The sequence below is a fragment of the Sulfitobacter sp. M05 genome (assembly GCF_029285175.1).
GTDB lineage: Bacteria > Pseudomonadota > Alphaproteobacteria > Rhodobacterales > Rhodobacteraceae > Sulfitobacter.
In genome coordinates this window covers 1,285,366-1,310,573 of sequence record NZ_JABEDH010000001.1, presented here as the reverse complement: position 1 = coordinate 1,310,573, position 25,208 = coordinate 1,285,366, and the positions used below count along the sequence as shown (strand labels likewise).

Annotated in this window: 24 protein-coding genes; 11 read left to right on the top strand and 13 right to left on the bottom strand. The window is 58.4% G+C overall.

Annotated features, from left to right (window positions below; genetic code table 11):
• The 3 genes from cobS to HKX44_RS06570 all read right to left on the bottom strand — a co-directional run bounded on the left by cobS (position 1) and on the right by HKX44_RS06570 (position 3,433).
• Positions 1–987, bottom strand: coding sequence for a cobaltochelatase subunit CobS (cobS, locus tag HKX44_RS06580; protein WP_276150477.1), 987 nt, complete (start codon positions 985–987; stop codon positions 1–3).
• A 129-nt stretch (positions 988–1,116) separates the two neighbouring features.
• Positions 1,117–2,769, bottom strand: a complete 1,653-nt coding sequence (locus HKX44_RS06575) for a hypothetical protein (protein ID WP_276150476.1) — start codon at positions 2,767–2,769, stop codon at positions 1,117–1,119.
• 37 nt (positions 2,770–2,806) lie between these two features.
• Positions 2,807–3,433 (bottom strand): J domain-containing protein, encoded by a 627-nt coding sequence (locus HKX44_RS06570; RefSeq protein ID WP_276150475.1) that lies wholly within the window; start codon positions 3,431–3,433, stop codon positions 2,807–2,809.
• Positions 3,434–3,510: 77 nt separating this feature from the next.
• On the opposite strand from HKX44_RS06570, the gene HKX44_RS06565 reads away from it, so the two are divergent.
• Complete coding sequence (locus HKX44_RS06565) at positions 3,511–3,768, top strand: BolA family protein (RefSeq protein WP_276150474.1); 258 nt, start codon at positions 3,511–3,513, stop codon at positions 3,766–3,768.
• A gap of 9 nt (positions 3,769–3,777) precedes the next feature.
• Here HKX44_RS06565 and HKX44_RS06560 read toward each other — a convergent pair whose 3' ends face one another.
• The 5 genes from HKX44_RS06560 to HKX44_RS06540 all read right to left on the bottom strand — a co-directional run bounded on the left by HKX44_RS06560 (position 3,778) and on the right by HKX44_RS06540 (position 8,841).
• Positions 3,778–4,290: a DUF4177 domain-containing protein gene (locus tag HKX44_RS06560; protein WP_276150473.1), complete on the bottom strand. Its 513-nt coding sequence runs from the start codon at positions 4,288–4,290 to the stop codon at positions 3,778–3,780.
• Positions 4,291–4,415: 125 nt separating this feature from the next.
• The gene (locus HKX44_RS06555) at positions 4,416–4,895 is read right to left on the bottom strand and encodes a thioesterase family protein (protein ID WP_276150472.1); all 480 of its coding nucleotides are present in this window, start codon (positions 4,893–4,895) and stop codon (positions 4,416–4,418) included.
• 77 nt (positions 4,896–4,972) lie between these two features.
• Positions 4,973–6,481: an Asp-tRNA(Asn)/Glu-tRNA(Gln) amidotransferase subunit GatB gene (gene gatB, locus HKX44_RS06550; protein WP_276150471.1), complete on the bottom strand. Its 1,509-nt coding sequence runs from the start codon at positions 6,479–6,481 to the stop codon at positions 4,973–4,975.
• 107 nt (positions 6,482–6,588) lie between these two features.
• Positions 6,589–7,368, bottom strand: coding sequence for a lysophospholipid acyltransferase family protein (locus HKX44_RS06545; RefSeq protein ID WP_276150470.1), 780 nt, complete (start codon positions 7,366–7,368; stop codon positions 6,589–6,591).
• A gap of 174 nt (positions 7,369–7,542) precedes the next feature.
• The gene (locus HKX44_RS06540; protein ID WP_276150469.1) at positions 7,543–8,841 is read right to left on the bottom strand and encodes a hypothetical protein; all 1,299 of its coding nucleotides are present in this window, start codon (positions 8,839–8,841) and stop codon (positions 7,543–7,545) included.
• A gap of 257 nt (positions 8,842–9,098) precedes the next feature.
• Between HKX44_RS06540 and HKX44_RS06535 the strand changes: the two genes are divergently transcribed.
• Positions 9,099–9,875, top strand: a complete 777-nt coding sequence (locus HKX44_RS06535; RefSeq protein WP_276150468.1) for a transglycosylase SLT domain-containing protein — start codon at positions 9,099–9,101, stop codon at positions 9,873–9,875.
• Between the two features lie 16 nt (positions 9,876–9,891).
• On the opposite strand, the gene HKX44_RS06530 is transcribed toward HKX44_RS06535, so the two are convergent.
• The 3 genes from HKX44_RS06530 to pepN are packed head-to-tail and all read right to left on the bottom strand — an operon-like array spanning position 9,892 to position 13,625.
• Positions 9,892–10,326, bottom strand: coding sequence for a hypothetical protein (locus HKX44_RS06530; RefSeq protein WP_276150467.1), 435 nt, complete (start codon positions 10,324–10,326; stop codon positions 9,892–9,894).
• The gene (locus HKX44_RS06525; RefSeq protein ID WP_276150466.1) at positions 10,323–11,060 is read right to left on the bottom strand and encodes an SDR family oxidoreductase; all 738 of its coding nucleotides are present in this window, start codon (positions 11,058–11,060) and stop codon (positions 10,323–10,325) included. The genes HKX44_RS06530 and HKX44_RS06525 overlap by 4 nt, the downstream gene beginning before the upstream one ends.
• A 3-nt stretch (positions 11,061–11,063) precedes the next feature.
• Complete coding sequence (gene pepN, locus HKX44_RS06520) at positions 11,064–13,625, bottom strand: aminopeptidase N (RefSeq protein ID WP_276150465.1); 2,562 nt, start codon at positions 13,623–13,625, stop codon at positions 11,064–11,066.
• Between the two features lie 102 nt (positions 13,626–13,727).
• Between pepN and HKX44_RS06515 the strand changes: the two genes are divergently transcribed.
• From HKX44_RS06515 to HKX44_RS06495, 5 genes are all read left to right on the top strand, one after another.
• The gene (locus HKX44_RS06515; RefSeq protein ID WP_276150464.1) at positions 13,728–13,943 is read left to right on the top strand and encodes a hypothetical protein; all 216 of its coding nucleotides are present in this window, start codon (positions 13,728–13,730) and stop codon (positions 13,941–13,943) included.
• 186 nt (positions 13,944–14,129) lie between these two features.
• The gene (locus HKX44_RS06510; protein WP_276150463.1) at positions 14,130–14,303 is read left to right on the top strand and encodes a DUF2256 domain-containing protein; all 174 of its coding nucleotides are present in this window, start codon (positions 14,130–14,132) and stop codon (positions 14,301–14,303) included.
• Positions 14,304–14,377: 74 nt separating this feature from the next.
• Positions 14,378–16,528: a malate synthase G gene (locus tag HKX44_RS06505; RefSeq protein ID WP_276150462.1), complete on the top strand. Its 2,151-nt coding sequence runs from the start codon at positions 14,378–14,380 to the stop codon at positions 16,526–16,528.
• 60 nt (positions 16,529–16,588) lie between these two features.
• Positions 16,589–17,014, top strand: coding sequence for a heme-binding protein (locus tag HKX44_RS06500; protein ID WP_276150461.1), 426 nt, complete (start codon positions 16,589–16,591; stop codon positions 17,012–17,014).
• A gap of 123 nt (positions 17,015–17,137) precedes the next feature.
• A complete protein-coding gene (locus tag HKX44_RS06495) occupies positions 17,138–17,914 on the top strand; it encodes a gamma-glutamyl-gamma-aminobutyrate hydrolase family protein (RefSeq protein WP_276150460.1) in 777 nt (258 codons plus the stop codon).
• Between the two features lie 79 nt (positions 17,915–17,993).
• Here HKX44_RS06495 and HKX44_RS06490 read toward each other — a convergent pair whose 3' ends face one another.
• Positions 17,994–18,590, bottom strand: coding sequence for a transposase (locus HKX44_RS06490; protein WP_276150459.1), 597 nt, complete (start codon positions 18,588–18,590; stop codon positions 17,994–17,996).
• Positions 18,591–18,976: 386 nt separating this feature from the next.
• On the opposite strand from HKX44_RS06490, the gene HKX44_RS06485 reads away from it, so the two are divergent.
• The 4 genes from HKX44_RS06485 to HKX44_RS06470 all read left to right on the top strand — a co-directional run bounded on the left by HKX44_RS06485 (position 18,977) and on the right by HKX44_RS06470 (position 24,098).
• A complete protein-coding gene (locus HKX44_RS06485) occupies positions 18,977–20,551 on the top strand; it encodes a Re/Si-specific NAD(P)(+) transhydrogenase subunit alpha (RefSeq protein WP_276150458.1) in 1,575 nt (524 codons plus the stop codon).
• A gap of 12 nt (positions 20,552–20,563) precedes the next feature.
• The gene (locus tag HKX44_RS06480; protein WP_276150457.1) at positions 20,564–22,003 is read left to right on the top strand and encodes an NAD(P)(+) transhydrogenase (Re/Si-specific) subunit beta; all 1,440 of its coding nucleotides are present in this window, start codon (positions 20,564–20,566) and stop codon (positions 22,001–22,003) included.
• A gap of 235 nt (positions 22,004–22,238) precedes the next feature.
• A complete protein-coding gene (locus tag HKX44_RS06475) occupies positions 22,239–22,736 on the top strand; it encodes a hypothetical protein (RefSeq protein ID WP_276150456.1) in 498 nt (165 codons plus the stop codon).
• Positions 22,737–22,814: 78 nt separating this feature from the next.
• Entirely contained in the window at positions 22,815–24,098 is a 1,284-nt protein-coding gene (locus HKX44_RS06470) for a DUF3422 domain-containing protein (RefSeq protein ID WP_276150455.1), read from the top strand.
• On the opposite strand, the gene HKX44_RS06465 is transcribed toward HKX44_RS06470, so the two are convergent.
• A complete protein-coding gene (locus HKX44_RS06465) occupies positions 24,034–25,107 on the bottom strand; it encodes a YeeE/YedE family protein (protein WP_276150454.1) in 1,074 nt (357 codons plus the stop codon). The genes HKX44_RS06470 and HKX44_RS06465 overlap by 65 nt on opposite strands.
• Between the last annotated feature and the right edge of the window lie 101 nt (positions 25,108–25,208).

Here is a 25,208-nt window from a genome sequence, read left to right as displayed (position 1 = left end):
TCACCCCAAGCTCACACTCGCCGCTGACTCCGGCAATTCCTCGTCAAACAAACGCTGATAGAACTCTGCAACGGTCTGGCGCTCCAGTTCGTCACATTTGTTCAGGAAGGACAGGCGGAAGGCATAGCCGACGTTGCGGAAAATCTCGGCGTTCTGCGCCCATGCGATGACGGTCCGCGGTGACATTACCGTGGATAGTTCACCGTTCATAAAGGCCGTGCGCGTCAGGTCGGCAACGGTCACCATCTGCTTGACGGTCTTGCGGCCCGCCTCGGTATTGTAATGCGGGTTCTTGGACAGAACGATGGCGGTTTCCGCGTCAATCGACAGATAGTTCAGCGTCGCGACCAGTGACCAGCGGTCCATCTGGCCTTGGTTGATCTGTTGTGTGCCGTGATAAAGACCGGTTGTGTCGCCCAGACCGACCGTGTTCGCGGTGGCGAAAATGCGGAATTGGGGGTGTGGCTCGATCACCTTGTTCTGGTCCAACAGGGTCAGCTTGCCGTCGACTTCCAGAACGCGCTGGATCACGAACATCACATCCGCGCGGCCCGCATCATATTCGTCGAACACAATTGCTGTCGGGTTGCGCAGGGCCCAGGGCAAAATACCCTCTTGGAATTCAGTGACTTGCACACCGTCTTTCAACTTGATCGCATCCTTGCCGATCAGGTCGATACGGGAAATGTGGCTGTCGAGGTTGACCCGCACGCAGGGCCAGTTCAGGCGGCTTGCCACCTGTTCGATGTGGGTCGATTTACCGGTGCCGTGGTAGCCCTGAACCATGACGCGGCGGTTGTGGCCAAAGCCTGCAAGGATCGCCAGTGTCGTATCAGGGTCAAATTTATAGGTGCTGTCCAGTTCCGGCACCCGGTCGGTGCGGTCTGCAAAGCCTTTGACGACCATATCGGTATCAATGCCAAAAACGTCGCGGACGCTGATGTCTTGTGTTGGTTTTGCGTCGAGATCCAGCGTGCCGTCGGCCATGAGGTCGTCCTTTCATCGGTACTTCCCCAAGGGAAGATGTGTTCGGGCAATTGGTGCAACATATCCGGGGTAGCTGCAAGGGTTGGCCTAAGGGTTTATTCCCCGTGAGGCCAGATTGCGGATCGAACGTTACGACATGGCGGCCTGTGCGCAGCCGCAGGCCGCTTTAACAGGACGGTCGGCGCGGGCTGTCGCCAGATCAAGGCGCAGCTTTAAGTGGGCGGTCTCGCCGGTTTTTCCTTGCGCCAGCAAACAGTCATACAGCCCGCGCAGCGCCCAGACGTTATCTGGATGTTGACAGGCGCGGGGGAGACCCTCGGCCAACCCGAGGTCCTGACGAAAGACCTGTTCTGCCTCCGCAAAATGGCCCTGCTCGAACAAGAGCGCCCCCAGTGCATGGCGCGTCGGCTGCATCCAGCCCCAGGGTTCATCATAGGGCAGGGCATCATCCAGCGCGACCGCATCCCGCAGGCGCTGGAAGGCATAATCATAAGCCCCTTTGCGATAAGCCAACTCTCCGTCCAGCATGGCTGTGGCAATCTGTAACAGATCCACGGCCCGCACATTATGCAGCAATCGGGTGTCCGGCACGCGGGTCTTGGCAGCGGTGAACACCTCGTATTGCGCTTCGGCCTCTGGCACGCGGCCAAGGGCGGACAGGGCCAACGCCTTGGCGTACTCGATCATCGCAACCTTGGTACAGCGGGTTTCGACGTCATCGGGTAGGGCCAGTTTCAGGATATCTTCCCACATGCCGAACCGGATCATCACATGGGGTTCCATGCTCAGATAGGCCTCGAAAAAGTCGGCCATTGGCGGCGACTGGATGTTCAAAAGCGCCTCTGGCGTGGTGGCGTCCATGCCGCGTACCGCCCGAATGGCAGGTTCGTATTGCCCAAGGAACAAGGCCCCGTAGATCACAAAATGATAATTGTGCTGCCGGTATCCGGTATAGATGTTGAACGCGCCCTCGGCCTCGTAATACTTCAGATCAGCCTCAACCGCCTTCTCGTTCCAGCGCACCACGTTTTCGTAATGGCCGCACAGCACGTCAATATGGCTGGGCATATGCACGATATGGCCGGCATCCGGCAGCAAGGTGCGCAGGACATCACTGGCCTTCAGCGCTTGTTCGGGCATTGGCGACATTTCCATCAGATGCACATAGAGATGCAGAATTCCGGGGTGGGCCATACCATCGGGCAAGGTCATCTGGCGTTCAAGCACGGTACGTGCCTCGACTGTGGCGGCCCCTTTGGCAACAGCGCCAGTGGGCAGGTCCCACATATTCCACGGCGTCAGGTTCATCAGCGCATCAACATGAATCGCGGCGATATCTGCATCGTCGGGAAATTCAGCCTGCACCGCGCGCATCGCTTCGGCAAAGGCGTGATCCCACGGGGCCATATCGTCAATCGGCGCGCGTTGCGGATAGCGATGGATCAACGTGTTAATCAGCGCTTTTTCAGGGGCGCTCATGTGGGCGATATGCACAAGGGCCTTGCGGGTCGCTGTATAGGCCTCGTTCAGAGCTTCAGCGCGACCTTTAGAGTCATACAGAACCCAAGGCATGTTATAGTTGGGGCCTGCCGCATAGGCATGGCCCCAATAGGCCATGGCGCAACTCGGGTCTGCCGCGGCTGCCCGTTCGAAACAGGCAATCGCTTCTTTGTGGTTGAACCCGTAAATCCAGTTCAGCCCCCGATCAAACCAACGCTGCGCCTCGGCACTTTTGGTTGTGATCTTGCGGGAATAGCGTCCTAAATCATAGGGATAGTCCATATTGGCCTCCTTGCCTTGGCGGGGTGAGGCCAAGCGTTCAATCCTTGAAGCTGCGGCTGCCCTTGATCTGGTCCCATGCCCACATCACCTGCTGCAACTGATCTTCCTGACTGCGGTCACCGCCATTCATGTCGGGGTGCAGGACCTTGATCAGTACCTTATAGGCCTTGCGGATTTCCGGCTTGGTCATGTTGTCCTTGACCTCCAGAATCTCCACGGCGCGACGCTCGGTGGGCGGCAGGCGGCGGCCTGACTGGGCCCCTTTGCCGGGGTTCTGCGTGGCGTTCTTGCCCAAGACCTGATGCGGGTCCTCAATGCCCAGGCGCGCCCATGCGCGGGCTTCTGGATCGCCAATCGGTTTGGTCTTGCGTTCCCAGACCTTATCCTCGGATTGCTGGGCGTTCATTTCGGCTTCGGTTGTCCCGTCAAAGAAGTTCCATTTGAGGTTATATTCACGCACGTGCTGCTGACAGAACCAGAAGTAATCGTCCAACACGTCAGGGGCCTTGGGCGCGCGGAACTTGCCAGCCTCTTCGCAACCATCGTGGTCGCATACCCGTGTCGAGGTTTCCGATGCGCCCGACATGCCACGGCGGCCCCGTGGGTTTTTCTTTTTGGAGGTCGACACGGACATGTCGAAACCGAAGGGATCTGATTTGCTCATGGGGATGGACCTTTCCGACTCAGGCTGGTCAGTCTAGAGGCTGTGGGGCGATATTGAAGGGGGCAAAGCGAAAAAACATGTCGAAAACGCAAGAGATTGAAGCGCGGTTGCAAGCGGCGCTGTCGCCGCGGGAGTTGGACGTGGTGGATGACAGTGAAAGTCATCGTGGACACGCCGGATTTCAAGAGGGTGGCGAGAGCCATTTTAACGTGCGGATCAGGTCAGAGGCATTCAACGGCATGTCGCGAATTGCCCGCCACAGGGCCGTGCATGGGGCAATTGGTCCCGAGCTGATGGGGCGAATTCACGCTCTGGCGCTGGATCTGGATGTTTAGGACCCTGCATTAACCATCTGTTTTTGCTGATTTACGTGCTGCGGCGAGAGTTTCAAGTGTCGAGCCGACACCTGCAACATCGGCGGTGTCTTCTACGCCGTTGTCCCAGGCTGGCGCGGCATCTGCTGCTGCGGTGGGGGCTGGTCCTACGGTCGGGGAGGCAACAACTGGTGAGGCTTTGGGGGTATCGCTAGTTTCGGATATATGCGGTGCCGTTTCCGCGGCGTCGACCTCCATCTCGGTGGGTGGTGGGGGCAGCAATTCCGGCGCGAAGGCTGCTGTGTCGTTTTCACGCAGTCGGCGGAACACCAGCACATTACGCCACTCGGTGGTGGTTGAGGTCAGTCCGGCGCGTTCGATGCTGGGCAGGGTTTCGGCGCGCTGGTATTCCCAGCCATCCCCCGCCAGACCATTCATCAGTTCCTCAAGCGCATGGGAGAAACGTGCTTCGGCACCTTTGATGCCTTTGGCTTTCAGGCCTTTTTGCGGGGCGGGGACAACTTTATATTCAAAACGGGGCATTGGATGTCTCTGATTTGGGTCAAAGCGGTTTAGCCCATGGTGGTAGGAAAGGGAACGGGCCAAGGCAGGCAGATGAGAAAATCCGCCGTGATGTCCCCGCCCATCCGACGCGGGCGGGCGCGGCGTCAGCCCGGTTTGCGGGTCAGCGAAATCTGGCGGCCAATGCGGGACGGGTCAACCGGGGTTGTCTGTCGCGCTTGGTAGGCGGCCATTTCATCCTGAATGGACTGGGGCATTGGCGCAACCTTGGGGCCGGACTGATCGACATGCAGGGTCAACCCCTCGGCAGTGGCGGCCAGCCAGCCGTCCTTGTGATAAAGCTCGCTATAGCTATGAAAACGCTTTTCGTCGAAATCTACCAAATGGAAGGTGGCGTAAACTTCGTTTCCTTCATGCAATTCGCGCAGGTAACAGACATGGAATTCAGCCACATAGGTGGTACAGCCGGTCGCCTTTACATAATCATAGCCAAAGCCGAGTTGCGGATAGAGTTGATCGATCGACTGGTCAAACAGGACGTTATAGTAAGCCATGTTCAAATGACCGTTAAAGTCTATCCATTCGGGTTTCACCGTCATCAGGTTTGAGCGGAAGGGGGCATTCATGGAACTGGCTTTCCGTAGGGCAGGGATGGCCCCGCATTTTTCATATCCTGGCGTGCGGCGGCGGGGAAAACCCCGCCCTACTTGAGCTTGGCCGCTACGATCTGGTTTACCGCTTTCGGGTTTGCCTTGCCGCCGGTGGCTTTCATCACCTGACCGACAAACCACCCTGCGAGTTTCGGGTTGGCCTGCGCCTTGGCCACCTGATCGGGGTTGGCAGCGATGATTTCGTCCACTGCGGCCTCGATGGCACCGGTATCGGTAACCTGTTTCATGCCTTCGGTCTCGACGATCTCGGCAGGGTCGCGGCCTGTGGTATAGCTGATTTCAAAGACTTCCTTGGCGATCTTCCCTGAAATGGCGTCTGAACCGATCAGTTCGACAATTTCGCCCAGCTGAGCCGGCGTGACGGGGCTGTCCGAGATGTCTTTCTCATCTTTTTTCAGACGGCCAAACAGTTCATTGATCACCCAGTTCGCGGCCATTTTTCCGTCACGCCCCTGTGCGACAGCTTCGAAATAGCCCGCACTATCAAGGTCGGCGGTCAGAACCGAAGCGTCATAGTCCGACAGGCCAAAGTCATTGATAAACCGCGCTTTCTTGGCGTCCGGCAGTTCGGGTAGCTTGGCGGCGATATCATCGACCCATGCCTGTTCTATTTCCAATGGCAACAGGTCGGGATCGGGGAAGTAACGGTAATCATGCGCTTCTTCTTTGGAGCGCATGGAGCGGGTTTCCTGTTTGTCAGGGTCAAACAGGCGGGTTTCCTGCGTGACTTCGCCACCTGCCTCAACAATCGCGATCTGACGTTTAGCTTCGACGTCAATCGCCTGCTGGATAAAGCGCATGGAGTTCATGTTCTTGATCTCGCAACGGGTGCCGAGATGAGAAAAGTCCTGTGTTTCCTGATACTTTTCGTACTGGCCTACACGGCAGATTGACACGTTTACATCGGCGCGCATGGCACCTGATTGCATGTCGCCGTTGCAGGTGCCCAGATAACGCAGGATCTGGCGCAGCTTGGCAAGATAGGCGGCGGCTTCTTCGGGGCCCCGAATGTCGGGGCGGCTGACAATCTCCATGAGACAGACACCGGTGCGGTTCAAATCCACAAAAGACATGTTCGGGTCCATATCGTGGATTGATTTACCCGCGTCCTGTTCCATGTGGATGCGTTCCACGCGCACCAGACGGGCGGTGCCGTCCCCCAGTTCCACCAGAACCTCGCCTTCGCCAACAATGGGTTCGTAAAGCTGCGAAATCTGATAGCCTTGCGGCAGATCAGGGTAGAAATAGTTCTTGCGGTCAAAAGCGGATTTCAGGTTGATTTGCGCCTTCAGACCAAGGCCGGTGCGCACAGCCTGTTCAATGCAGAACTCGTTGATCACGGGCAACATGCCGGGCATGGCCGAGTCGACAAAGGCCACGTTGCTATTGGGTTCCGCGCCAAATTGCGTTGAGGCACCGGAGAACAGTTTCGAATTAGACGAGACCTGCGCGTGGACCTCCATACCGATCACAAGTTCCCAATCATGTTTGGCGCCTGCAATCACGCGGGGTTTCGGGGTGTCGTATGTCAGATCAAGCATGGCTGGCCTCGTGTGCGCTGGTGTTGGCTTGGTCTTAGGACAGCCGGCGGAGTGCTGCAAGAGCGCGGGGGCGATATCGCGGCGTGGTTGCGCCTGTGTGGTTGGATTTATGGCTGCGGGTTCGCCCGTCGGGCATCAAATGCGGCCACCATCGCGTCGCGCAGGCGGGTCACGTCCGCATCCACTGTTGCGGTCGGGTCGCAGACAAACGGCGGCAACACCTCAATATGGATCACGCCGCTGGCGGGGATGGATTTGCCACGCGGCAGCAAAACGTCACTGTCGTGGATGACGATGGGGGTGATGCTACGCCCGGTATCGCGGGCAACAAGGACGGCACCGGCTTTGAATTCGCCCAGTTTTTCGGCTTTGGTGCGCGTCCCTTCGGGGAATAACACCACAGAGCGGCGGCTGGGCATTTCGCGCACCGCCTGTGTCAGTGTTTCCATCGCAACAGAGCCGCTTGCGCGGTCTATGGGCACCAGGCCGGCACCGTTGAAACCGGTGCTGAGCAGCTTGGCATCGCAAAGCTCTTTCTTAGCGGCAAAAGTGAACCATTTGGCATCGGGAACCACATGCATCAGGGCGAATCCGTCCAGATGGCTGCGGTGGTTGATCACGATGATGCTGTTTTCATCGGTGGCAAGGCGGGCCTGATCCTGCGATGACATTTCTGCCCGCACGCCAAGCAGCCACAACAGATGTGAACAAGACCGTTTGACCTTGCGCCAGTACCAGCCCCGAAACCCTTTGCGGCGGGCGCAAAGCAAGGGGACAAATGCAATAAACAAAAAGTAGGCCGGCCCAAGCAGGACCAGCATGCTGCGCTTGATCAGGCGCGCGGCGAATCCATCAATCGGGGCAGGTGCGTGGGGGGAATGTTGCATGGCATCCAATCACGGGTGCCCCGTCAGGGACAGCAGGGGGGCCATGAAAGGAGCGCAGGGCAGCGTCATGACATTCGCAAAACAGGTGCCGGCATCAGGGCCGGTCTGTCACTAATGTGTCAAATGACGTAGCGTTGCAACATTAATTCGGGTTGGCAAACCGTCCGGGCGGTTTCAGCACTCCATTGCCACGGGGCCGGTTTCGGTGAACACGATCCGCTTGCCCGCAGCAATCTCAGAACTGAACAGCGAAGAGATCAGCCGTACGGCATCATCGCGACCAGAAGCGGCAAATCGGCCGGGGGAATGAATGCGCAGGTTATTGTCAAACCCACGGGCGGCATGGGCCCAGATCATTGGGTGCAATTCAGTCAGGTGTTCGCGCACAATCCACTGAGAACAATCGGAAATCTGTGCGCGGATCAGGTCGGCCTTGTCGTTGCCGGAAAAGCTCTGGCCGATAGAGTTTGCGCAATATGCTGCCAGCAGGTTTGCCGTATAGGCATCCGGCTTGCGGGTCAGAATATCGCGCAACCCTTCAATGAAGAACTCCAGATCAAGGTTCGCGCAAGCGTCATCATCACAGGAAATGGCGTCGAACTGCACCCAAGTATAACCGCCGGCCCCCCAGATATGTTCTGTACGCGCGGCGGTCCGCCGGGCCTCCAGCTCTAGCTCGGGGTAGGAGCCGTACCAGCGCGGCAACAGGTGATTGCCCATCGCCCGCATTGGGCGCGGATTAGCGGGGTTCAGGTTGATCAACGTTTCATAGCTGTCCGCGACACGCCGTTTGGCGTTCTCGATGCCGCCCAGCAAGGCGCAACAGGTTGCGGCCAGCAGGGGGGAATTCAGGGACTGCGGACAGAATTCTGCCATGATGTCAGCGGCGCGGTCAAAATGAGCGGTAAAGGCAGCGCGGTTGCGGGCCGGCACTTCGATGTCCCAACCGGCACCGCGCCATGCCCATGCGATATCCATATGAGACTGGGCCACGATACAGGCCATGACATAGCAATTCGGATGATCCGCCAGCTCGTGTTCCAGCGCTTCGATGCCGGCCAGGATCGGCGCACCTTTCGCGGGTTTACCGTCGATCAGGGCATGTTCGGCGGCCTGCACAACATCGGCGCGGGCACCAAAGGACAACAGGTCGGCAATTGGCATCGTGCCGGGTGTCATATGACGGTGGGCATCGGCCGTTTTGATGGCTGAAATCAGATCGTCCCAACGTTCCTGTCGTACAAGATATTGCGCTTTGGCCAGATGCTTGTCACGTATCGCGTCTTCGGCAGTGGGGTCAGGGCAGGGGATGTGCAGCACCTCATCGACCGCCATCGGCATCACGGTACGGGGAACACGTCGCCGGATCAACGCCGGCGGCACCGGCTCAATCGGCGTTGGTGTGTCGTTTGCGCGCAGCATGCTGCCCAAGGGACGCATGTGTTTCTGAATGAAGGCGCTGAGGGGTCTCATTTAGGTGATCCAATAACACGTTTCGGTTGGATTAAACTTGGTCGAGCATTGGGGCGTAACAGTGGCAGCCATGGGATTAATTCACGGTAATTTTGACCAACTGGCATGGCACTTTGCGGCCTTCATGAGAAGGCTCAGGATGCCGGTTGTTCGCGTCGTGTGAACGATCATCCCTGTGTGGTGTTATTGTTGCCGGTTCAAGGTGCTGTGCCATCTTGATCTTGCCAACAACAGGCAATGCTCGGCATAGTCGGTCGATGAAAAAGCTTGGCCTTGTTATAATCTTTGCACTTGTGGGGGCTGCGGTCCCGCTGGTTGCCGAAACAGTGGTGCGTCCCCCATCCCGCGCTGCATCTGGCAAGGCAACCCCGGCAAAGCAAGCTGACGCGCGCGGGTCAGTCATGCCTCTGGGCGCAGAAGCCGGTGAAATGGCATTTACGGCACCGACCAATACCTTTGCAACAAACCTGCGTCCACCAGCCCGTATAGCGCATATCCCGCGCACCCGTTGGCAGCATATGGGCGGGCATCAGCTTTGGACGCGCGCGGCCCTGTCGGCGCTAAAGGAACATGGCAAACCACTGGTTGATATGGTGCCGGCTGATATCGCGAATTGGTGTCCTAAATACCCCTCTGCCAGTGACGCGGAACGGCGTGCCTTTTGGGTCGGCTTCATGTCGGCATTGGCGAAGCACGAAAGCACCTACAAACCTTGGGCCGTGGGCGGTGGGGGGCTGTGGTACGGGTTATTGCAAATCCTGCCTGCCACGGCGCGGGGGTATAAATGCAACGTCGGGACCGGTGATGCGCTTAAGAACGGCGCGGCGAACCTCAGCTGTGCGGTGCGCATCATGGCCCATACGGTGCCGCGCGACGGGGTGATCCACGGCTATAAGAAACGTAAAGGGCAGGGCGTCACGGCAGACTGGGGGCCAATGCACTCTGCGTCCAAGCGGCGCGACATGGCGGGCTGGCTGAAGCGGCAGACCTATTGCACGCCAGTGAATGCAAAGCGACCTCAATCCCGCCCGTAACGCGACGCGGCGCGCGCTATTGCATCAATTGAAAGTGGAAACGTTTCGTGGTGAGGCCCTGTGCGCTCAGCGCCGCCTCAAGGGCGTGATGGGGTGGGGTCGCCTCAAACGGCAGGCGTAGCTTAGCACCGGTTTTCAGCACCAGCGTCACCTTTACCGAAAAATCCAGTCGCGTATCAAAACGAACATGGTCGATTTCAGCCAAGGCGACGGTGGCGTTGCGGCGCCCCGTGTACCACGCGATGTCATTCCCCGTCAGGGTGAGCCCGCTGACCGGATTTCGGGTCAGATCCAAGCAGGCTGGTAGGGTAAACAATGCGAGAAGGGCCACAAGCCAATGGGCCGCGTCGAAAGCCATCCAAAGGACCATCAGGGCCGCCCAGACCGCCAGAACAACTACGGCGGTGCGCAAATTGCGGCCCTGCGCGGCAAAGGTGAAAGCCGCGCTCACCGCCCACCGGTCACATCAAGGGTGGAGCCGGTGACATAGGACGCCTCATCCGACATCAGCCACAGCACCGCGTTGGCGACTTCTTCGGCTGATCCGGTGCGGGCCATCGGTACGTTAGGGGCCAGTCGCGCGGCGCGGCCTGGATCGCCGCCTTTGGCGTGAATGTCGGTGTCGATCAACCCCGGAGCCACGGCCATAACGCGGATGCCTTTGCCTGCCACTTCGTCCGAGAGCCCCTTGGTAAAGGTATCAATGGCCGCTTTGGAGGCGGCGTAATCGACATATTGGTTGGCTGACCCAAGGCGCGCGGCGGCTGAGGTGATGTTGACGATTACACCGCTGCCCTGTGACTCCATGCGCCGTACGGCACCCTGTGCCACCATGATCGCGCCGATAACATTGACGTCGAACATCTGGCGGAGGCGGGCGTGCGACATCTCGGTAACGCGGGTGGCTTGATCCACAATGCCCGCATTGTTGATCACTGCGTCAATACGGCCATGGGTCTTGTCGATACGGGCGTACATCCGGTCAATAGCGGCGGGATCGGACACATCGACCTGCAAAACCAGCGCCTGCGCGCCAATGGCATTGGCCGCCGCCGCGACCTCTTCGGCCCCTTTGGGATCAGAGTTGTAGGTCAGCGCAAGATCATAGCCGCGCTGGGCGGCCAGACGCGCACAGGCCGCCCCGATGCCGGCAGAGGCCCCCGTGATCAGGCAAACGGGCCGCACTGTTCAGGCTCCTTTGATGCGCGTCAGCATCTCGGTTGTGTCACGGCTGAGGTTCGGGGTGGCAAGGATGCGCTCGACTTCGGCCAGCATCATCGACTGGCGGCCCACGTCATAGCGTTTCCATGTCTGAAAGGCGGAACACATGCGTGCCGTGGTCTGCGGGTTCAGCGGATCAAGGGTGATCAGCCAGTCAGCCAGCAGCGTGTAGGCTTCGCCCGAGGCGTGGTGAAACCCGGCATGGTGGGTGATCAATGCGCCAAAGACCGCGCGGAAGCGGTTGGGGTTCTTGTGGGTGAATGCAGGGTGTTCGGTCAGGCGGCGTGCCGTGGCGGCGGCATTTTCCGGCTTCGCTTTGGAGACCTGAAGACCAAACCATTTGTCCATCACCAGACGGTCATCCTGCCATTGCGTTTCAAAAGAGGCCAGCTGGGCATCTCCTTTGCCAACGCCGATCAGCTGTGCAAGTGCGACAAGCTGTTGGTTCATGTTATCAGCAGCATCATATTGCGCGCGCGCCTTTGCCCCGTCGTCGCGGCGGGTGAGCATGGCGAGCATGGTATTGGCCAGCACACGCATGCCGGATTGTTCAGCGTTAGGCTGGTAGGGTTCTGTCACTGTATTGGCGGCATGGATGTCTGCGGCGACATCTGCAAAGGCATCGGCGCGGGCCTCGGCCATGGTTTCGCGGGCGGTGTGAATGGCGGCCGGGTCTGGCGTGGTGCCAGCCTCATGCAGAACGGTGGCAAGTTCGGCGTCGCCGGGCAGGCTCAGCATCAGCGCGCGGGTGGCGGGATCAAGCGCGGTGTCGGTGGCGACCTTGTGGATGCCATCAAGGTAGGCGTGGTCTGGGTCTGCCCCTTTGGTGATCATGGCGATCAAGGATGCGCGCGCCAGCATCCGGCCCTGTTCCCAGCGGTTGAACGGATCGGTGTCATGCGCCAAAAGATGCGCTCGGTCGGCATCCGTCAGATCATGGTTCAGCACCACAGGGGCGGAGAAGCCGCGCAGGACGGAAGCAACCGGTTGATCCTCAAGTCCGGTAAAGCGGAAACTCTGGGTTTCCTTGGTCATTTCAAGGATCTGGGTTTCCAGCGCTTCGCGGCCATCAGGATAGATCAGGCCGACAGCAATGGGGATCACCTGTGGTTGCGGTTCCGGCGTAGCGGCGCTGGGTGGGGTGTGTTGCGTGAAGGTAAGCGTCAGCGTGTCCAGCTCAAAACTTTCCTCGACGGACAGGCGCGGGGTGCCGGCCTGAGAATACCAGCGTTTGAATTGGGTCAGGTCGCGGCCTGTGGTGTCCTCGAATACCTTCAGCCAGTCCTCAATGGTGGCGGCATCGCCGTCGTGGCGGTCAAAATACAACTCTACGGCTTTGTAATAGGCTTCCTCCCCCACAAGGGTTTTCAACATGCCGATGACCTCGGCCCCTTTTTCGTAGACGGTTGCTGTGTAGAAGTTGTTGATCTCTTGAAAGCTTTCGGGGCGCACCGGATGGGCCAGCGGGCCTTGGTCTTCGGCGAACTGCCGCCCGCGCAAATCAATAACGTCGTCGATCCGCTTGACTGGTGCGCTGCGCATGTCCGAAGTGAACTGGCTGTCACGGTAGACGGTCAGCCCTTCCTTGAGGCAAAGCTGGAACCAGTCGCGGCAGGTGATACGGTTGCCGGTCCAATTGTGGAAATACTCATGGGCGATGATCGCCTCGATGCGCTCAAAGTTGATGTCGGTGGAGGTTTCGGGGGAGGCGAGGACAGCGGAGGAGTTGAAGATGTTGAGGCCCTTGTTCTCCATTGCGCCCATGTTAAAATCATCGACGGCCACGATGTTGAACAGGTCCAGATCGTATTCACGTCCGTAAACCTGTTCGTCCCATGTCATCGAAGCCTTCAGTGCGCCCATGCCAAAGGCGCATTTGCCCTCATCGCCGGGACGGACATAAAGGTTCAGATCAACCTGGCGCCCGTTCATAGTGGTGAAACTGTCGGAGTGGGCGACCAGATCGCCGGCAACCAGAGCGAAGAGATAGGCGGGCTTGGGCCATGGGTCATGCCATTCGGCGTGATGTTCACCGGTCTTTACCGGGTTGCCGTTGGACAATAGCACCGGGTGCGGCCCGTCGATGGTGACGGTGAACACGCTCATCACATCGGGGCGGTCCGGATAGAAGGTGATCTTGCGAAACCCCTCGGCCTCGCATTGGGTGCAATACATGCCATTCGACATGTAGAGCCCCTCAAGCGCGGTGTTGTTTGCCGGATCAATCTCGACCTCTGCTTCCCATGTGAAGGGGCCCGTAGGCACTGTGCAGCTCAGACCGTCGTCGGTGAGGTCGGGGGTGACTGGTGCCCCGTCGATCTGTGCCGAGATGAGTTTTACCTGTTCCCCGTGCAGGAACATTGTCTTTGGCGTTTCTGCACCATGTGTGGGGTTCGGCACAAAGCGGATCACGCTGCGCACGCGGGTTGCATGGGGATCGAGTGAAAAATGCAGATCGACGTTTTCGATGTTCCACGGAAAAGGCGTGTAGTCGGACAGAAAGATGGTCTTGGGGGCGGCGTCACGCATGAGGAACCTCAGATAAATGGGAACGATTGGTTTGCCTGCAGGTTAGTCCGACAATTGCCGACCCTCAACGGGTCAAATGGAACGAACAGATAGGAGACGTAAATGTCAGCCCCTGACACAAATATTGAAACGCAAAAAGATAACCACAAGCCCTCATTGTTTGGCGTCAAAGGTGCCATCGGCTTTGGTGTTCTGATGCTGGTCCTTGTGCTGGGCTTTACCTTTGCCAACTCAAGTGATCCGCAGGGCGATGCCGGTTTGAACCCGATTGACGGAGCCGCAGCAGAGTCGACAGCAACAACTGTGGTCGCAGACTAGGGAACGCGATGAATGTCCACAGGCTCTAGTCCGACATCTTAAGGCTGGGTTATGATCAGCGCTGTGACAGAGGCAGCGCCATGATAGATTTATTGAAAGGGTGGCCCGGATGTCCGGTGCCGCTCTTGTTCTTTACCAAACCAACGGGTCGATCCGGCTTGTTTCAGCGTTAGGCCCCATCGCGTCATGGCAAAAATGCAAAAGAAAGAAAACCGCCCGCAAAAGATATGCGCCTGCTGTGGTCGACCATTCTCGTGGCGGCGCAAATGGGCGGATGTCTGGGCTGAGGTACGCTATTGCTCGCAGCGCTGCAAAAGGCAGCGGCAACAGCCTGTTGCTGATTTTGGTAAGGAAATATGACCGCTTTGTCTTGTGAGATCCCCCTATAGGCAGTATGGGTTTCCGAAAGGAAACACCACAGGGAGGAGCGTGACATGCAGCGCATTGATAAACACGGCTTGCAGGTAGACACCGCATTGGTTTCGTTTGTTGAAGACAAGGCTTTGCCCGGAACCGGTGTATCAGCAGCAGCTTTCTGGTCGGGGTTCTCCCAATTGGTGCATGATCTGGGGCCAAAAAACCGGATGTTGCTGGAAAAGCGCAGCGAAATTCAGGGTCAGATTGATGCATGGCACAAGGCCCGTCAGGGTGAACCCCATGATGCAGATGCTTACGCAGCTTTCCTGCGTGAAATTGGCTATCTGGTTCCCGAGGGCCCCGAATTTGCGATTGAGACCGCCGGTGTTGATCCGGAAATTGCAGCGGTGCCGGGGCCGCAACTGGTGGTGCCGATCACCAATGCACGCTTTGCGTTGAATGCAGCAAATGCCCGCTGGGGCAGTCTTTATGATGCGTTCTATGGCACGGATGCGCTGGGCGACCTGCCAACGGGCGGGGGTTATGACACGGCGCGCGGTGCGCGTGTGGTTGCCGCGGCCAAGGCCTTTCTGGATGACGCCGTTCCTTTGGTATCCGGCAGCCATGCGGAGTTGAGCGGTTACCGGGTTGCCGATGGCGTGGTCCTTGGCAAATCGGGGGATGCAACGATTGCACTTGCCGATCCGGCCCAGTTCGCAGGGTTCGAAGGCACCGCAGATGCACCCACCGCAATTGTGTTCCGGAAAAACGGACTGCACATCATTGTGCAGATCGACGCCAGCCATGCGATTGGCAAAGATGATCCGGCTCATGTCGCGGACGTGATCCTGGAGTCTGCCCTGTCTACCATCATGGATTGCGAAGACAGTGTCGCGGCAGTGGATGCCGAGGATAAAGTTGTTGCCTACACCAACTGGCTGGGCCTGATGAAAGGGGACCTGTCAGAGACCTTTGAGAAAGGCGGTCAAAGCCTGACGCGGGTCATGAATCCGGATCGTATCTATACCGCGCCTGACGGAGGCGCGCTGACGCTTAAGGGGCGCGCCCTGATGTTGATCCGCAATGTGGGTCACCTGATGACCAACCCTGCGGTGCTGGACCGTGACGGTGCAGAGGTTGGCGAAGGGCTGATGGATGCGATGATCACATCCTTGATCGCAATGCATGATTTGGCGCGCGATGGTGGCAACTCGAATGCGGGCTCTGTCTATGTGGTCAAACCGAAGATGCATGGCCCCGAAGAAGTGGCTTTTGCCGACGAGATTTTCACACGGGTGGAAACCGCGCTGGGCTTGCCAGCGAACACGGTGAAGATGGGCATCATGGACGAAGAACGCCGCACATCGGTGAATCTCAAGGAATGTATCCGCGCCGCCAAATCGCGGGTTGCGTTTATCAATACTGGTTTTCTGGACCGCACCGGCGACGAAATTCATACCTCGATGGAAGCAGGCCCGATGGTGCCCAAGGGGGATATGAAGAACGCCGCTTGGATTGCCTCTTACGAGGACCGCAATGTGGATATCGGTCTGGCCTGTGGTTTGCAGGGGCGGGCGCAGATCGGTAAGGGTATGTGGGCCATGCCTGACCGGATGGCGGATATGATGGCGGCCAAGATTGGGCATCCGCAATCGGGTGCCAACTGCGCATGGGTGCCGTCCCCAACGGCGGCGACGCTTCATGCGATGCATTATCACAAGGTTGATGTGCTAGCGCGTCAGGAAGAGCTGAAAGCAGGCGGGGCGCGTGGCACGCTCGACGATCTGCTGACCATTCCCGTGTTGTCGGGCCGCAACCTGTCTGACGAAGAGATCACCCGCGAGATCGAGAATAACGCGCAAGGCATCCTCGGCTATGTGGTGCGTTGGGTGGATCAGGGCGTCGGTTGCTCCAAAGTGCCGGACATCAATGATGTGGGCCTGATGGAAGACCGCGCCACTTGCCGAATTTCCGCGCAAGGGCTGGCCAACTGGTTGCATCACGGCGTGGTAAATGCAGATCAGGTGACAGCGGCGCTGCACAAGATGGCGCAGGTTGTGGACCGTCAGAACGCAGGTGATCCCTTGTACAAGCCGATGGCACCGGGGTTTGACGGGATCGCATTTCAGGCCGCCAGTGATCTGGTGTTCAAAGGCCGTGTCCAGCCTTCGGGCTATACCGAACCTGTATTGCACGCCCGTCGCCTTGAATTGAAGGCGGCCAGCTGAACCAGTGTTCCGGTGGCGCTTGGCACCGGACGTGAACATCAAAAAGATAAAGGTATGAAGATGGCAATATCACTGCGCAAGGCGCGGACGATCATCCGCAAGACATTGGAAAAGGGCCGCGCGATGGAGTTGAAACCTCTGTCGGTTGTGGTTTTGGATGCAGGGGGGCACGTGCAGGCGTTTGAGCGCGAGGACGGGGCGGCACCGGGACGGTTTGCGATTGCCCATGGCAAGGCTTATGGCGCGGTGATGCTGGGCATGGCCGGCACAGCCCAGATGAAGCGGGCCGAGGATCAGTCCTACTTTATGGCGGCAGTGAACGGTGTTTACGGCGGACAGGTTATTCCGGTGCCCGGTGGTGTGTTACTGCGCGACAAGAAAGGTGCGGTGATCGGGGCGGTGGGTGTGACCGGCGATACCTCTGACAATGACGCGGTTGCAGCGATGGCCGGGATTGATGCGGCTGGGCTGGCTGGCGAAATCTGACCATCTATAAGAACAGTGCCTGCGGCCTGACGGGCGGCAGGCGCGGGCCGATCCCCAAGTATACTTGAGTGATGTCATCGCCTGTCATATATAGGTGCGAATACAGGCAATCTTTGGTGACTTATGGCCCGACCCGTTGTTGGCATTATCGGCAATTCATATCTGTTGAACGACCAATATCCGGTTCATGCAGGCGGGCAGATGAACTCTGACGCGATTTCTGAGGTGTCCGGGTGTATGCCTCTGATTATTCCAGCCGATCCGCGTCATGTTTCTGTCGAAGAACTGATGCAGACCTGTGACGGCTTTTTGTTCACTGGCGGGCGGCCCAACGTGCATCCCGAAGAATACGGCGAGGCGGAAACGCAGGCGCATGGGGCCTTTGATCGCGCGCGCGATGCGATTGCCCTGCCGCTGATCCGCGCCTGTGTTGAGCGCGGCCAGCCGATATTCGGCGTTTGTCGCGGTTTTCAGGAAGTGAATGTTGCGATGGGCGGCACGCTTTACCCCGAAATTCGTGATCTGCCGGGGCGGATGAACCACCGCATGCCACCCGATGGCACCATGGAAGAGAAATTCGAGTTGCGCCACGATGTCACTTTCTCCGAGGGCGGTGTGTTCCACAAGCTGATGGGCCAGCAGCTGGTGCGTACCAACACTTTGCACGGTCAGGGTATCAAAGACGCGGGCGCACGGATCGTAATTGATGGTTATGCTGATGATGGCACACCCGAGGCGATTTATGTGCAAGGTGCCCCCGGTTTCACACTGGCGGTACAGTGGCACCCGGAATGGAATGCAGATGCTGATCCGGTATCACGGGTATTGTTCGCCGGTTTCGGCGAGGCGGTGCGCAGCTGGGCGGCGCGGGGCGACACACCGGCGCTTAAGGCTGTCTGAAAAATCAACACGGCATTTGTCCGGGCTTTGGGACCGGTAACACCGCGCAGGTAATCGCCCGTTTTCAATTCCTGAACGATCAGGTGCCGGCAGGTGCGGCGTGATCCTGTGAACAATGTTGCACAGGCCTTGCCCTGCGTGGCGATGCGGTGATTTTTGTCTCGCCCCTAAATGCTGTGGCTGCGGCCTGTCCTTGGCGCAGGTCACGGTGAAGTGAACTATGCGGCCAATCCTGCGGCTGTGTGCAAAGTCCGGCGTGAACCGGCGCGAGGTAGATCAGGCGGCGATGCCGCGCCAGATCATCAGCGTCGCCTATGACATGTTCCCAATGCCGCCGCTGCCAGATGCCTTTTTCACCGCGCTTGATCTGCGCAAGGCTGCGGTGCGGAGGCATGGGGCATCCGCGGGAAAACCGTGATTTCAACATGGCGATACGGGCAGGGTAGGCATCATCGCCCGCTGGCAACCGCCAGATCATGTGAAGCGTCGCAGGCAACACGGTAATGGCATCAATACGGAATGGGTGGCGGTTCAATGTCGCCCGCATTGCGTGGCGCAATACATTGATTTGGCGTAATAAAAGATCACTGTGCCGCTCGGCCAGGCGAATGGTGAAAAAATACGTGGCACGGGGGATGTGCCGTTCAGGGGGTGTTGGCGGGGCAAACTGCGACATGCACAATCCTAGGCTGTGCTTGGTTAACTTTCTGTAAACGCGCGCCGCAACCGGATGCTGTGGCTGCCGCCAGCCCTGATCGGAGGGCTACCGTTTTCCGCAGCGCGGCAAAAAACGCAAATCCTGCGTGAAATTTTCAAGCGCTGAGTTGTTTGTGCGCGACATAATGTTGCTGCGACTTTGGTCGGCAATGGAATATAATTTCGGAGCCAACTTGCCGATTTTACCGGAAAATACGCTACGACAGGGGTGAAATTTGCGGTATTAAACCGGTTTTGGCGTTGCTATGCTTGTAGAAATGTCGTCTTCGCGCTATTTGCTGCAGGTGCAAAACTGGGGCCGAAATGCGCGAGTGACGGCCGGGAACATAATTGGGGGAAGACTGAGTGAAGATCGGAACGCCGAAAGAGATTTTTCAGGGCGAGAACCGCGTCGCGATGACGCCGGATTCTGCGCGACAACTGCAAAAGCTGGGGCATGAATGCCTGATCGAAACCGGCGCTGGCGCTGCTGCCGGTTTTGCCGATGCCGATTACGCCGCTGCCGGTGTTGAGGTGGTCAAAACCGCTGCGGCGCTTTGGAAAGCTGCGGATGTCATTGCCAAGGTGCGCACGCCGAACGAGACCGAAATGAAACGGCTGCGCGCAGAGCAGACGCTTATTTCGTTCTTCAGCCCTGTCGCCGACGAAGTGAACATGAAAAAGGCTGCCGATAAGGGCACCACGGTCGTTGCGATGGAAATGATCCCGCGTATTTCGCGGGCGCAAAAAATGGACGCGCTGTCGTCAATGGCCAATATCGCCGGCTACCGTGCGGTGATTGAGGCGGGCAACAACTTTGGCCGCTTCTTTACTGGCCAGATCACTGCGGCGGGCAAGGTGCCGCCGGCGAAGGTGCTGATTGTCGGGGCCGGTGTGGCCGGCTTGGCTGCAATCGGCACGTCGACCTCACTGGGTGCGATCACCTATGCCTTTGACGTGCGCCCGGAAGTGGCAGAGCAGGTTGAATCCATGGGGGCCGAGTTTGTTTACCTCGATTTCGAGGAGGAACAGCAGGACGGCGCAACCTCAGGCGGCTATGCTTCCGTGTCTTCACCCGAGTTCCGCGAGGCGCAGCTTGCCAAGTTCCGCGAGATGGCACCCGACGTTGACATCGTGATCACCACCGCATTGATCCCGAACCGCGAAGCGCCAGAGCTGTGGACCGAAGATATGGTCGCCGCGATGAAGCCGGGTTCGGTGATTGTGGATCTGGCAGCGGAAAAGGGCGGTAACTGCAAGCTGACCGTGATGGACGAAAAGATCGTTACCGAAAATGGTGTGACGATCATCGGCTATACCGATTTCCCCAGCCGGATGGCAACGCAGGCCTCGACGCTTTATGCCACCAACATCCGCCATTTGATGACCGATCTGACACCGGAAAAAGATGGTGTGATCGACCACAATATGGAAGACGACGTGATCCGTGGGGCAACCATTGCCCATGCCAAGGAAGTCACCTTTCCGCCGCCACCACCCAAGGTGGCCGCAATTGCGGCGCAGACCAAGAAACCTGCGCCCAAGGAGCTGACGCGCGAAGAAAAGGCCGCCAATGAGGTCGCTGCATTCAAACAGCAAACCAAGAACCAGGTCACACTTCTGGCTGTGGGCGGGGCGCTTTTGCTAGCGGTTGGTCTGGTCGCTCCGGCCAGCTTTATGCAGCACTTTATCGTGTTTGTACTGGCGGTTTTTGTCGGATTTCAGGTCATCTGGGGCGTGGCGCACAGCCTGCACACCCCGTTGATGGCGGTGACCAACGCCATTTCTTCGATCATTATTCTGGGGGCGCTGATGCAAATCGGATCCAGTTCCGCGTTGGTGATCATACTTGCTGCTTTGTCGGTCTTCATGTGTGGGATCAACATTTTTGGCGGCTTCCTCGTGACACGGCGTATGCTCGCCATGTTCCAGAAATCTTAAGGGGCTGATGTAATGGATTTCGGTTTTACAACAGCAGCTTATGTGGTTGCAGCAATCTTGTTCATCCTGTCGCTGGGGGGGCTTTCCGGTCAGGAAAGCGCCAAACGCGCAGTTTGGTATGGCATTGTCGGTATGGCGCTGGCCGTTGCCGCGACGTTGATTGGTCCCGGCTCAGGATACTGGCTTTTGTCGCTGCTTCTGATCGCGGGCGGGGGTGCTATCGGGTACCAACTGGCCACACGGGTACAGATGACCCAGATGCCAGAACTGGTGGCAGCAATGCACAGTTTGGTTGGTTTGGCGGCGGTTTTCGTCGGCTTTATCGCGCATTTCGAAATTGGTCGCGTGGCGGACTATGTCGCGGGCGGCGGTGACGTCTATGCGCTTGGTACCTTTGCAGGGCTGATCGCGAAAAAGACAGTGGTCGAGATCAACATTCTGCGGGTCGAGGTTTTCCTTGGCATCTTCATCGGTGCGGTAACCTTTACCGGGTCGGTGATTGCCTATGGTAAACTGGCTGGCAAGGTGGATTCAGCAGCCAAGAAATTGCCCGGCGGTCACATGTTGAACGCAGGTGCTGCGGGCCTGTCACTGCTCTGCCTGATCTGGTACTTCAATACCGGCGGCTTCATGCCCCTGTTTATCATGACATTGGCAGCCCTGTTCATCGGCTATCACCTGATCACTGGTATCGGTGGCGCGGATATGCCTGTGGTCGTCTCCATGCTGAACAGCTATTCCGGTTGGGCCGCGGCGGCGATTGGTTTCTCGCTTGGCAATGACCTCTTGATCGTGGTTGGTGCGCTGGTTGGTTCCTCTGGGGCGATCCTGTCCTACATCATGTGTAAGGCGATGAACCGGTCGTTCATCAGCGTTATTCTGGGCGGTTTTGGTGGCCCTGCGGGCGAACAGATGGCGGTTGAAGGCGAACAGATCGCCATCGAAGCGGATGGTGTTGCCACAGCTTTGAACGAAGCCGACAGTGTTATCATCATTCCGGGATACGGGATGGCGGTTGCACAGGCACAGGGCGCGGTCAGCGAGCTGGTCAAAAAGTTGCGGGCACAGGGCAAGAACGTGCGTTTCGCCATTCACCCTGTTGCGGGGCGTTTGCCCGGGCACATGAACGTGCTGCTGGCCGAGGCCAAGGTGCCTTATGACATCGTGATGGAGATGGATGAGATTAACGATGATTTTCCGGACACGGATGTTGCCATCGTCATCGGGTCCAACGACATTGTGAACCCAGCGGCACAGGATGATCCGAACTCGCCAATCGCGGGGATGCCCGTCCTTGAATGCTGGAAAGCCAAGACGGTGTTTGTCTCCAAACGCGGGCAGGGTACAGGGTATTCCGGTATCGAAAATCCGTTGTTCTTCAAAGACAACACGCGGATGTTCTATGGCGATGCAAAAGCGTCCTTGGACAAACTGCTGCCAATGATCGACTAATCGCTTCCTTTAGAGGAGACGTTTCGGAAATTTCAAAAATTTCCGGATCCAGATTGAAACGCCCTGCCGGAAACGGTGGGGCGTTTTACTGTTTGAGGGACGGCGCAACCCGCGCTGCGTGAATGACGCGGGGGGCTGTTGGCGCAAGCGGTGGGCATTTCGCGTAATCCTGCTGGCCTGCCTGCACCAAAGCGTTTTGACAGGTGGTGTCACTCAGTAACAAAGGATCACCGTAATGACACAGCTTCTGACAGGCGCACCGCTTTGGGTTTGGCCGCTACTGGCGCTTTTGGTTTTCACCGGCCTAAGGGCGCGGCAGGAGCGCATGGCACCGGTCCTGCTGATCTATCTGATGCCGCTGCTGGGCCTATTGGCGCTGCGGTCGGTGGCGGGGTTGCCTGCGGGTGGCTGGGTCTGGTTGGTCTTCGGGGCGTTTTACTGTGCCGGGGTTTGGGCGGGCCAGGCCCTACAGGCCCGGTGGATACTGGAGCGCCGCGGGCAGATGGTCCGGCTTGCCGGAGAGAACCTGACCTTGGTGGTCGTGATGGTGGTGTTCTGGGCAAATTACGCCAGCGGTGTGCTGATGACTTTTGCCCCCGAGGTTTTGGGTAACAATGTGTTTCAGGCCTGTTTTACGGTGTTGGTTGCGCTTGCGACAGGTAGTTTTGCCGGCCGTGCCCTGTGTGTCTGGCGTGGGGGGAAAGCCCCATTGTATACGGCTGTATCCCGTTAACTGACTGAAAAATATAAACATTTGATAATTTTTTGGCGGCGTTCTATGTGTTGGGCAGGATTATGCAGGAACCCCGCTATGGCCCCGATCAAAGATTACCCTGACCGCTATGCCTTGAGTGGTGAATTGCACGCGCGTCCGTTTCCCTCACTCAAAGCCCCGTCAAGCGCGGTGTTCCTTGCGATCAAGCAACCCGAGGATGCGGCCAGCCGGGACAAGGGGCAGGACCTTGATCACCTGAATGCCTTGTTGGACCATTATGGCGCACCGCGTCCTGATCCGAAGGCCACACACTATTACGGTGAGATGGGGAAATACTGGCTCAAATGGGAGCAGCACACAGAAATGGTGACCTATACGGTGTTCAGTGACACCTTGGGCGACCGGCCTTTTGCCCCGGATGAATTTGACGTTTTTCCTGACTATTGGTTAGCGGATGCGCCGGGGGGGCGGATCACGTCTTCTTTGCTACGGTTGTTGCCAAAACCCGACAGTGTTGAACAGATCAGCGCTTTGCTTGGAAGTTGGTTTGTACCCGAAAGCCTCGCCGTCGCCTCGGTGCTGGAAGGGGCGGCGGTTGTGGCATCTGATTTTCGCATTGATCCTGCAGGACATCTACGGATTGCGGTGTTTACCGATGAGACCACAGGCGACCGCCGTCGCGGGCGGATCGTGCAGCGCCTGTTCGAGATAGAGACCTATAAGGCGGCATCGATGCTGGGTTTTTCCATGGTGCGCTGGTTGCAACCGCAGTTGAACGCACTGGATATGAAGCTGACCGATCTTATGGCCCAGATGCGGGGGCCTGCGGCACGGGCTGAGGATACTCTACATGCGCTTTTGGACATCTCTGTCGAGCTGGAAACACTGGCGGTGAAAACGGCGTTTCGCTTTGGGGCTACCGGGGCCTATCGCACCATCGTAGGACAGCGGATCACGGTCCTGCGCGAAGAGCGGTTTCTGGGCCGGCAGGGCTTTGCCGAGTTCATGTTGCGCCGTTATGACCCCGCGATGCGCACGGTCGAGGCCACGGAAAACCGGCTGAAAACGATGTCGGAACGCGCCATCCGCGCCGCCGAGTTACTGCGCACCCGAGTTGATGTGGAACGCTCTGCGCAAAATCAAGATATCCTTGCGAGCATGGATCGGCGTGCGGATTTACAGCTGCGCCTGCAAAAGACCGTGGAGGGGCTTTCGGTGGTTGCGATCAGCTATTATGCGGTTTCGCTGGCGGGGTATCTTCTCTATCCGCTGGCCGGTGCCTTTGGGGTGAGCAAAGGCACCTTGCTGGCCTCGGTTACGCTGCCGGTTGTGGCTGGCGTGTGGTTGATGGTGCGGCGGTTGAAACGCCACCTTGGTTGAGGATGGCCTGCGCCGCTTTGGCACCAAGGGCAATCATTGCGATGGCCAGCAGCGCCGCAACCGAGAGTGTCGGCACCCCGGACAGGCCGGCCCCAAGGGTACACCCCCCGGCCAGCACGCCACCAACCCCCATCAGTGCCGCCCCAGATACGTAGCGGCCGGTCTGGCGGGGGCTTTCAAAGCTCTGCCACTGGAAGCCGCCAAAGATCAGGCTGGCTGCCAGCGCGCCCAATAGCACACCACCAACCAGTCCGGTGCCAAAGCCCGGTGCGATAGAGGTGCTGGCAATCCCCCAGAACAAGGTGTCAGCGGCGGGCGAGGTGAACGACAGGCTTTGCATGGCAATTGGGTCGAAGTCATCAAACAGCACAAATCCGGTGCCAACCCAGGCCGCAGGCACGAGGAGGCCGATCAGCGCCGCAAGCACCAGCATCCCCACGCCGTTGCCGGATCGGATGGCGAGGCTCAGGGCGGCAAGGGCCAGAATACCGGTCCAGAGCAGCGCGCCACCGGGCAGGGCGGCGAGCGTGACATACTCCCCCATATTCACTGTCACTGCGCCAAGCGTGGTGCGCAGCGGGACCAAGACACCCTTAAGCGTCATATGGGCGACAACAGCAAAGACCAGAAGCACAACAGCCGCCCGCAGGTTGCCTGAGCCAGACAGTACAGTCAGCCGCGAAACACAGCCCCGGGTCAGCACCATGCCGGCCCCGAACATTAGCCCACCGATGGCGATGGCCAGTACGGGCATGTCGGAGATCATGAAACGGTGATCGTCAAATGTGATCCAGCCGGCGGATACAGCGGCCTGCGTGCCCAACAGGGCAGTGGCCAGTGCGGTGAACCAGACACCGGCAGCGGCGCGGCGGTCCTCGCCGACAAGGGCGCGGCGGAAACAGAATTTTGTGATCTGGGCCAGAATTCCGAAAAGTGCCCCGATGATCAGTGCGAAATAGACCGACGCTTGCGGTGCGGTTAATGTCTCGAATTCGAATGTCTCAAACATGGCCCGACTCCTTGTGGGAACAGTTGGGAGGAACAATCGGGCTATTTGGAGGGGGAAGGAACGTAAATCAATCCCTCAGGCCCGCTGCTTGGGCCTGTTTG

Excerpts from the sequence above, each read along its gene's own strand:
- HKX44_RS06560 (WP_276150473.1), bottom strand. The coding sequence starts at position 4,290 with ATGCCCCGTTTTGAATATAAAGTTGTCCCCGCCCCGCAAAAAGGCCTG.
- HKX44_RS06535 (WP_276150468.1), top strand. The coding sequence starts at position 9,099 with ATGAAAAAGCTTGGCCTTGTTATAATCTTTGCACTTGTGGGGGCTGCG.
- HKX44_RS06575 (WP_276150476.1), bottom strand. The coding sequence starts at position 2,769 with ATGGACTATCCCTATGATTTAGGACGCTATTCCCGCAAGATCACAACC.
- cobS (WP_276150477.1), bottom strand. The coding sequence starts at position 987 with ATGGCCGACGGCACGCTGGATCTCGACGCAAAACCAACACAAGACATC.
- HKX44_RS06465 (WP_276150454.1), bottom strand. The coding sequence starts at position 25,107 with ATGTTTGAGACATTCGAATTCGAGACATTAACCGCACCGCAAGCGTCG.
- HKX44_RS06565 (WP_276150474.1), top strand. The coding sequence starts at position 3,511 with ATGTCGAAAACGCAAGAGATTGAAGCGCGGTTGCAAGCGGCGCTGTCG.
- HKX44_RS06475 (WP_276150456.1), top strand. The coding sequence starts at position 22,239 with ATGACACAGCTTCTGACAGGCGCACCGCTTTGGGTTTGGCCGCTACTG.
- HKX44_RS06490 (WP_276150459.1), bottom strand. The coding sequence starts at position 18,590 with ATGTCGCAGTTTGCCCCGCCAACACCCCCTGAACGGCACATCCCCCGT.
- HKX44_RS06500 (WP_276150461.1), top strand. The coding sequence starts at position 16,589 with ATGGCAATATCACTGCGCAAGGCGCGGACGATCATCCGCAAGACATTG.
- HKX44_RS06470 (WP_276150455.1), top strand. The coding sequence starts at position 22,815 with ATGGCCCCGATCAAAGATTACCCTGACCGCTATGCCTTGAGTGGTGAA.
- HKX44_RS06515 (WP_276150464.1), top strand. The coding sequence starts at position 13,728 with ATGTCAGCCCCTGACACAAATATTGAAACGCAAAAAGATAACCACAAG.
- HKX44_RS06570 (WP_276150475.1), bottom strand. The coding sequence starts at position 3,433 with ATGAGCAAATCAGATCCCTTCGGTTTCGACATGTCCGTGTCGACCTCC.
- HKX44_RS06505 (WP_276150462.1), top strand. The coding sequence starts at position 14,378 with ATGCAGCGCATTGATAAACACGGCTTGCAGGTAGACACCGCATTGGTT.
- HKX44_RS06510 (WP_276150463.1), top strand. The coding sequence starts at position 14,130 with ATGGCAAAAATGCAAAAGAAAGAAAACCGCCCGCAAAAGATATGCGCC.
- HKX44_RS06545 (WP_276150470.1), bottom strand. The coding sequence starts at position 7,368 with ATGCAACATTCCCCCCACGCACCTGCCCCGATTGATGGATTCGCCGCG.
- gatB (WP_276150471.1), bottom strand. The coding sequence starts at position 6,481 with ATGCTTGATCTGACATACGACACCCCGAAACCCCGCGTGATTGCAGGC.
- HKX44_RS06480 (WP_276150457.1), top strand. The coding sequence starts at position 20,564 with ATGGATTTCGGTTTTACAACAGCAGCTTATGTGGTTGCAGCAATCTTG.
- pepN (WP_276150465.1), bottom strand. The coding sequence starts at position 13,625 with ATGCGTGACGCCGCCCCCAAGACCATCTTTCTGTCCGACTACACGCCT.
- HKX44_RS06495 (WP_276150460.1), top strand. The coding sequence starts at position 17,138 with ATGGCCCGACCCGTTGTTGGCATTATCGGCAATTCATATCTGTTGAAC.
- HKX44_RS06540 (WP_276150469.1), bottom strand. The coding sequence starts at position 8,841 with ATGAGACCCCTCAGCGCCTTCATTCAGAAACACATGCGTCCCTTGGGC.
- HKX44_RS06555 (WP_276150472.1), bottom strand. The coding sequence starts at position 4,895 with ATGAATGCCCCCTTCCGCTCAAACCTGATGACGGTGAAACCCGAATGG.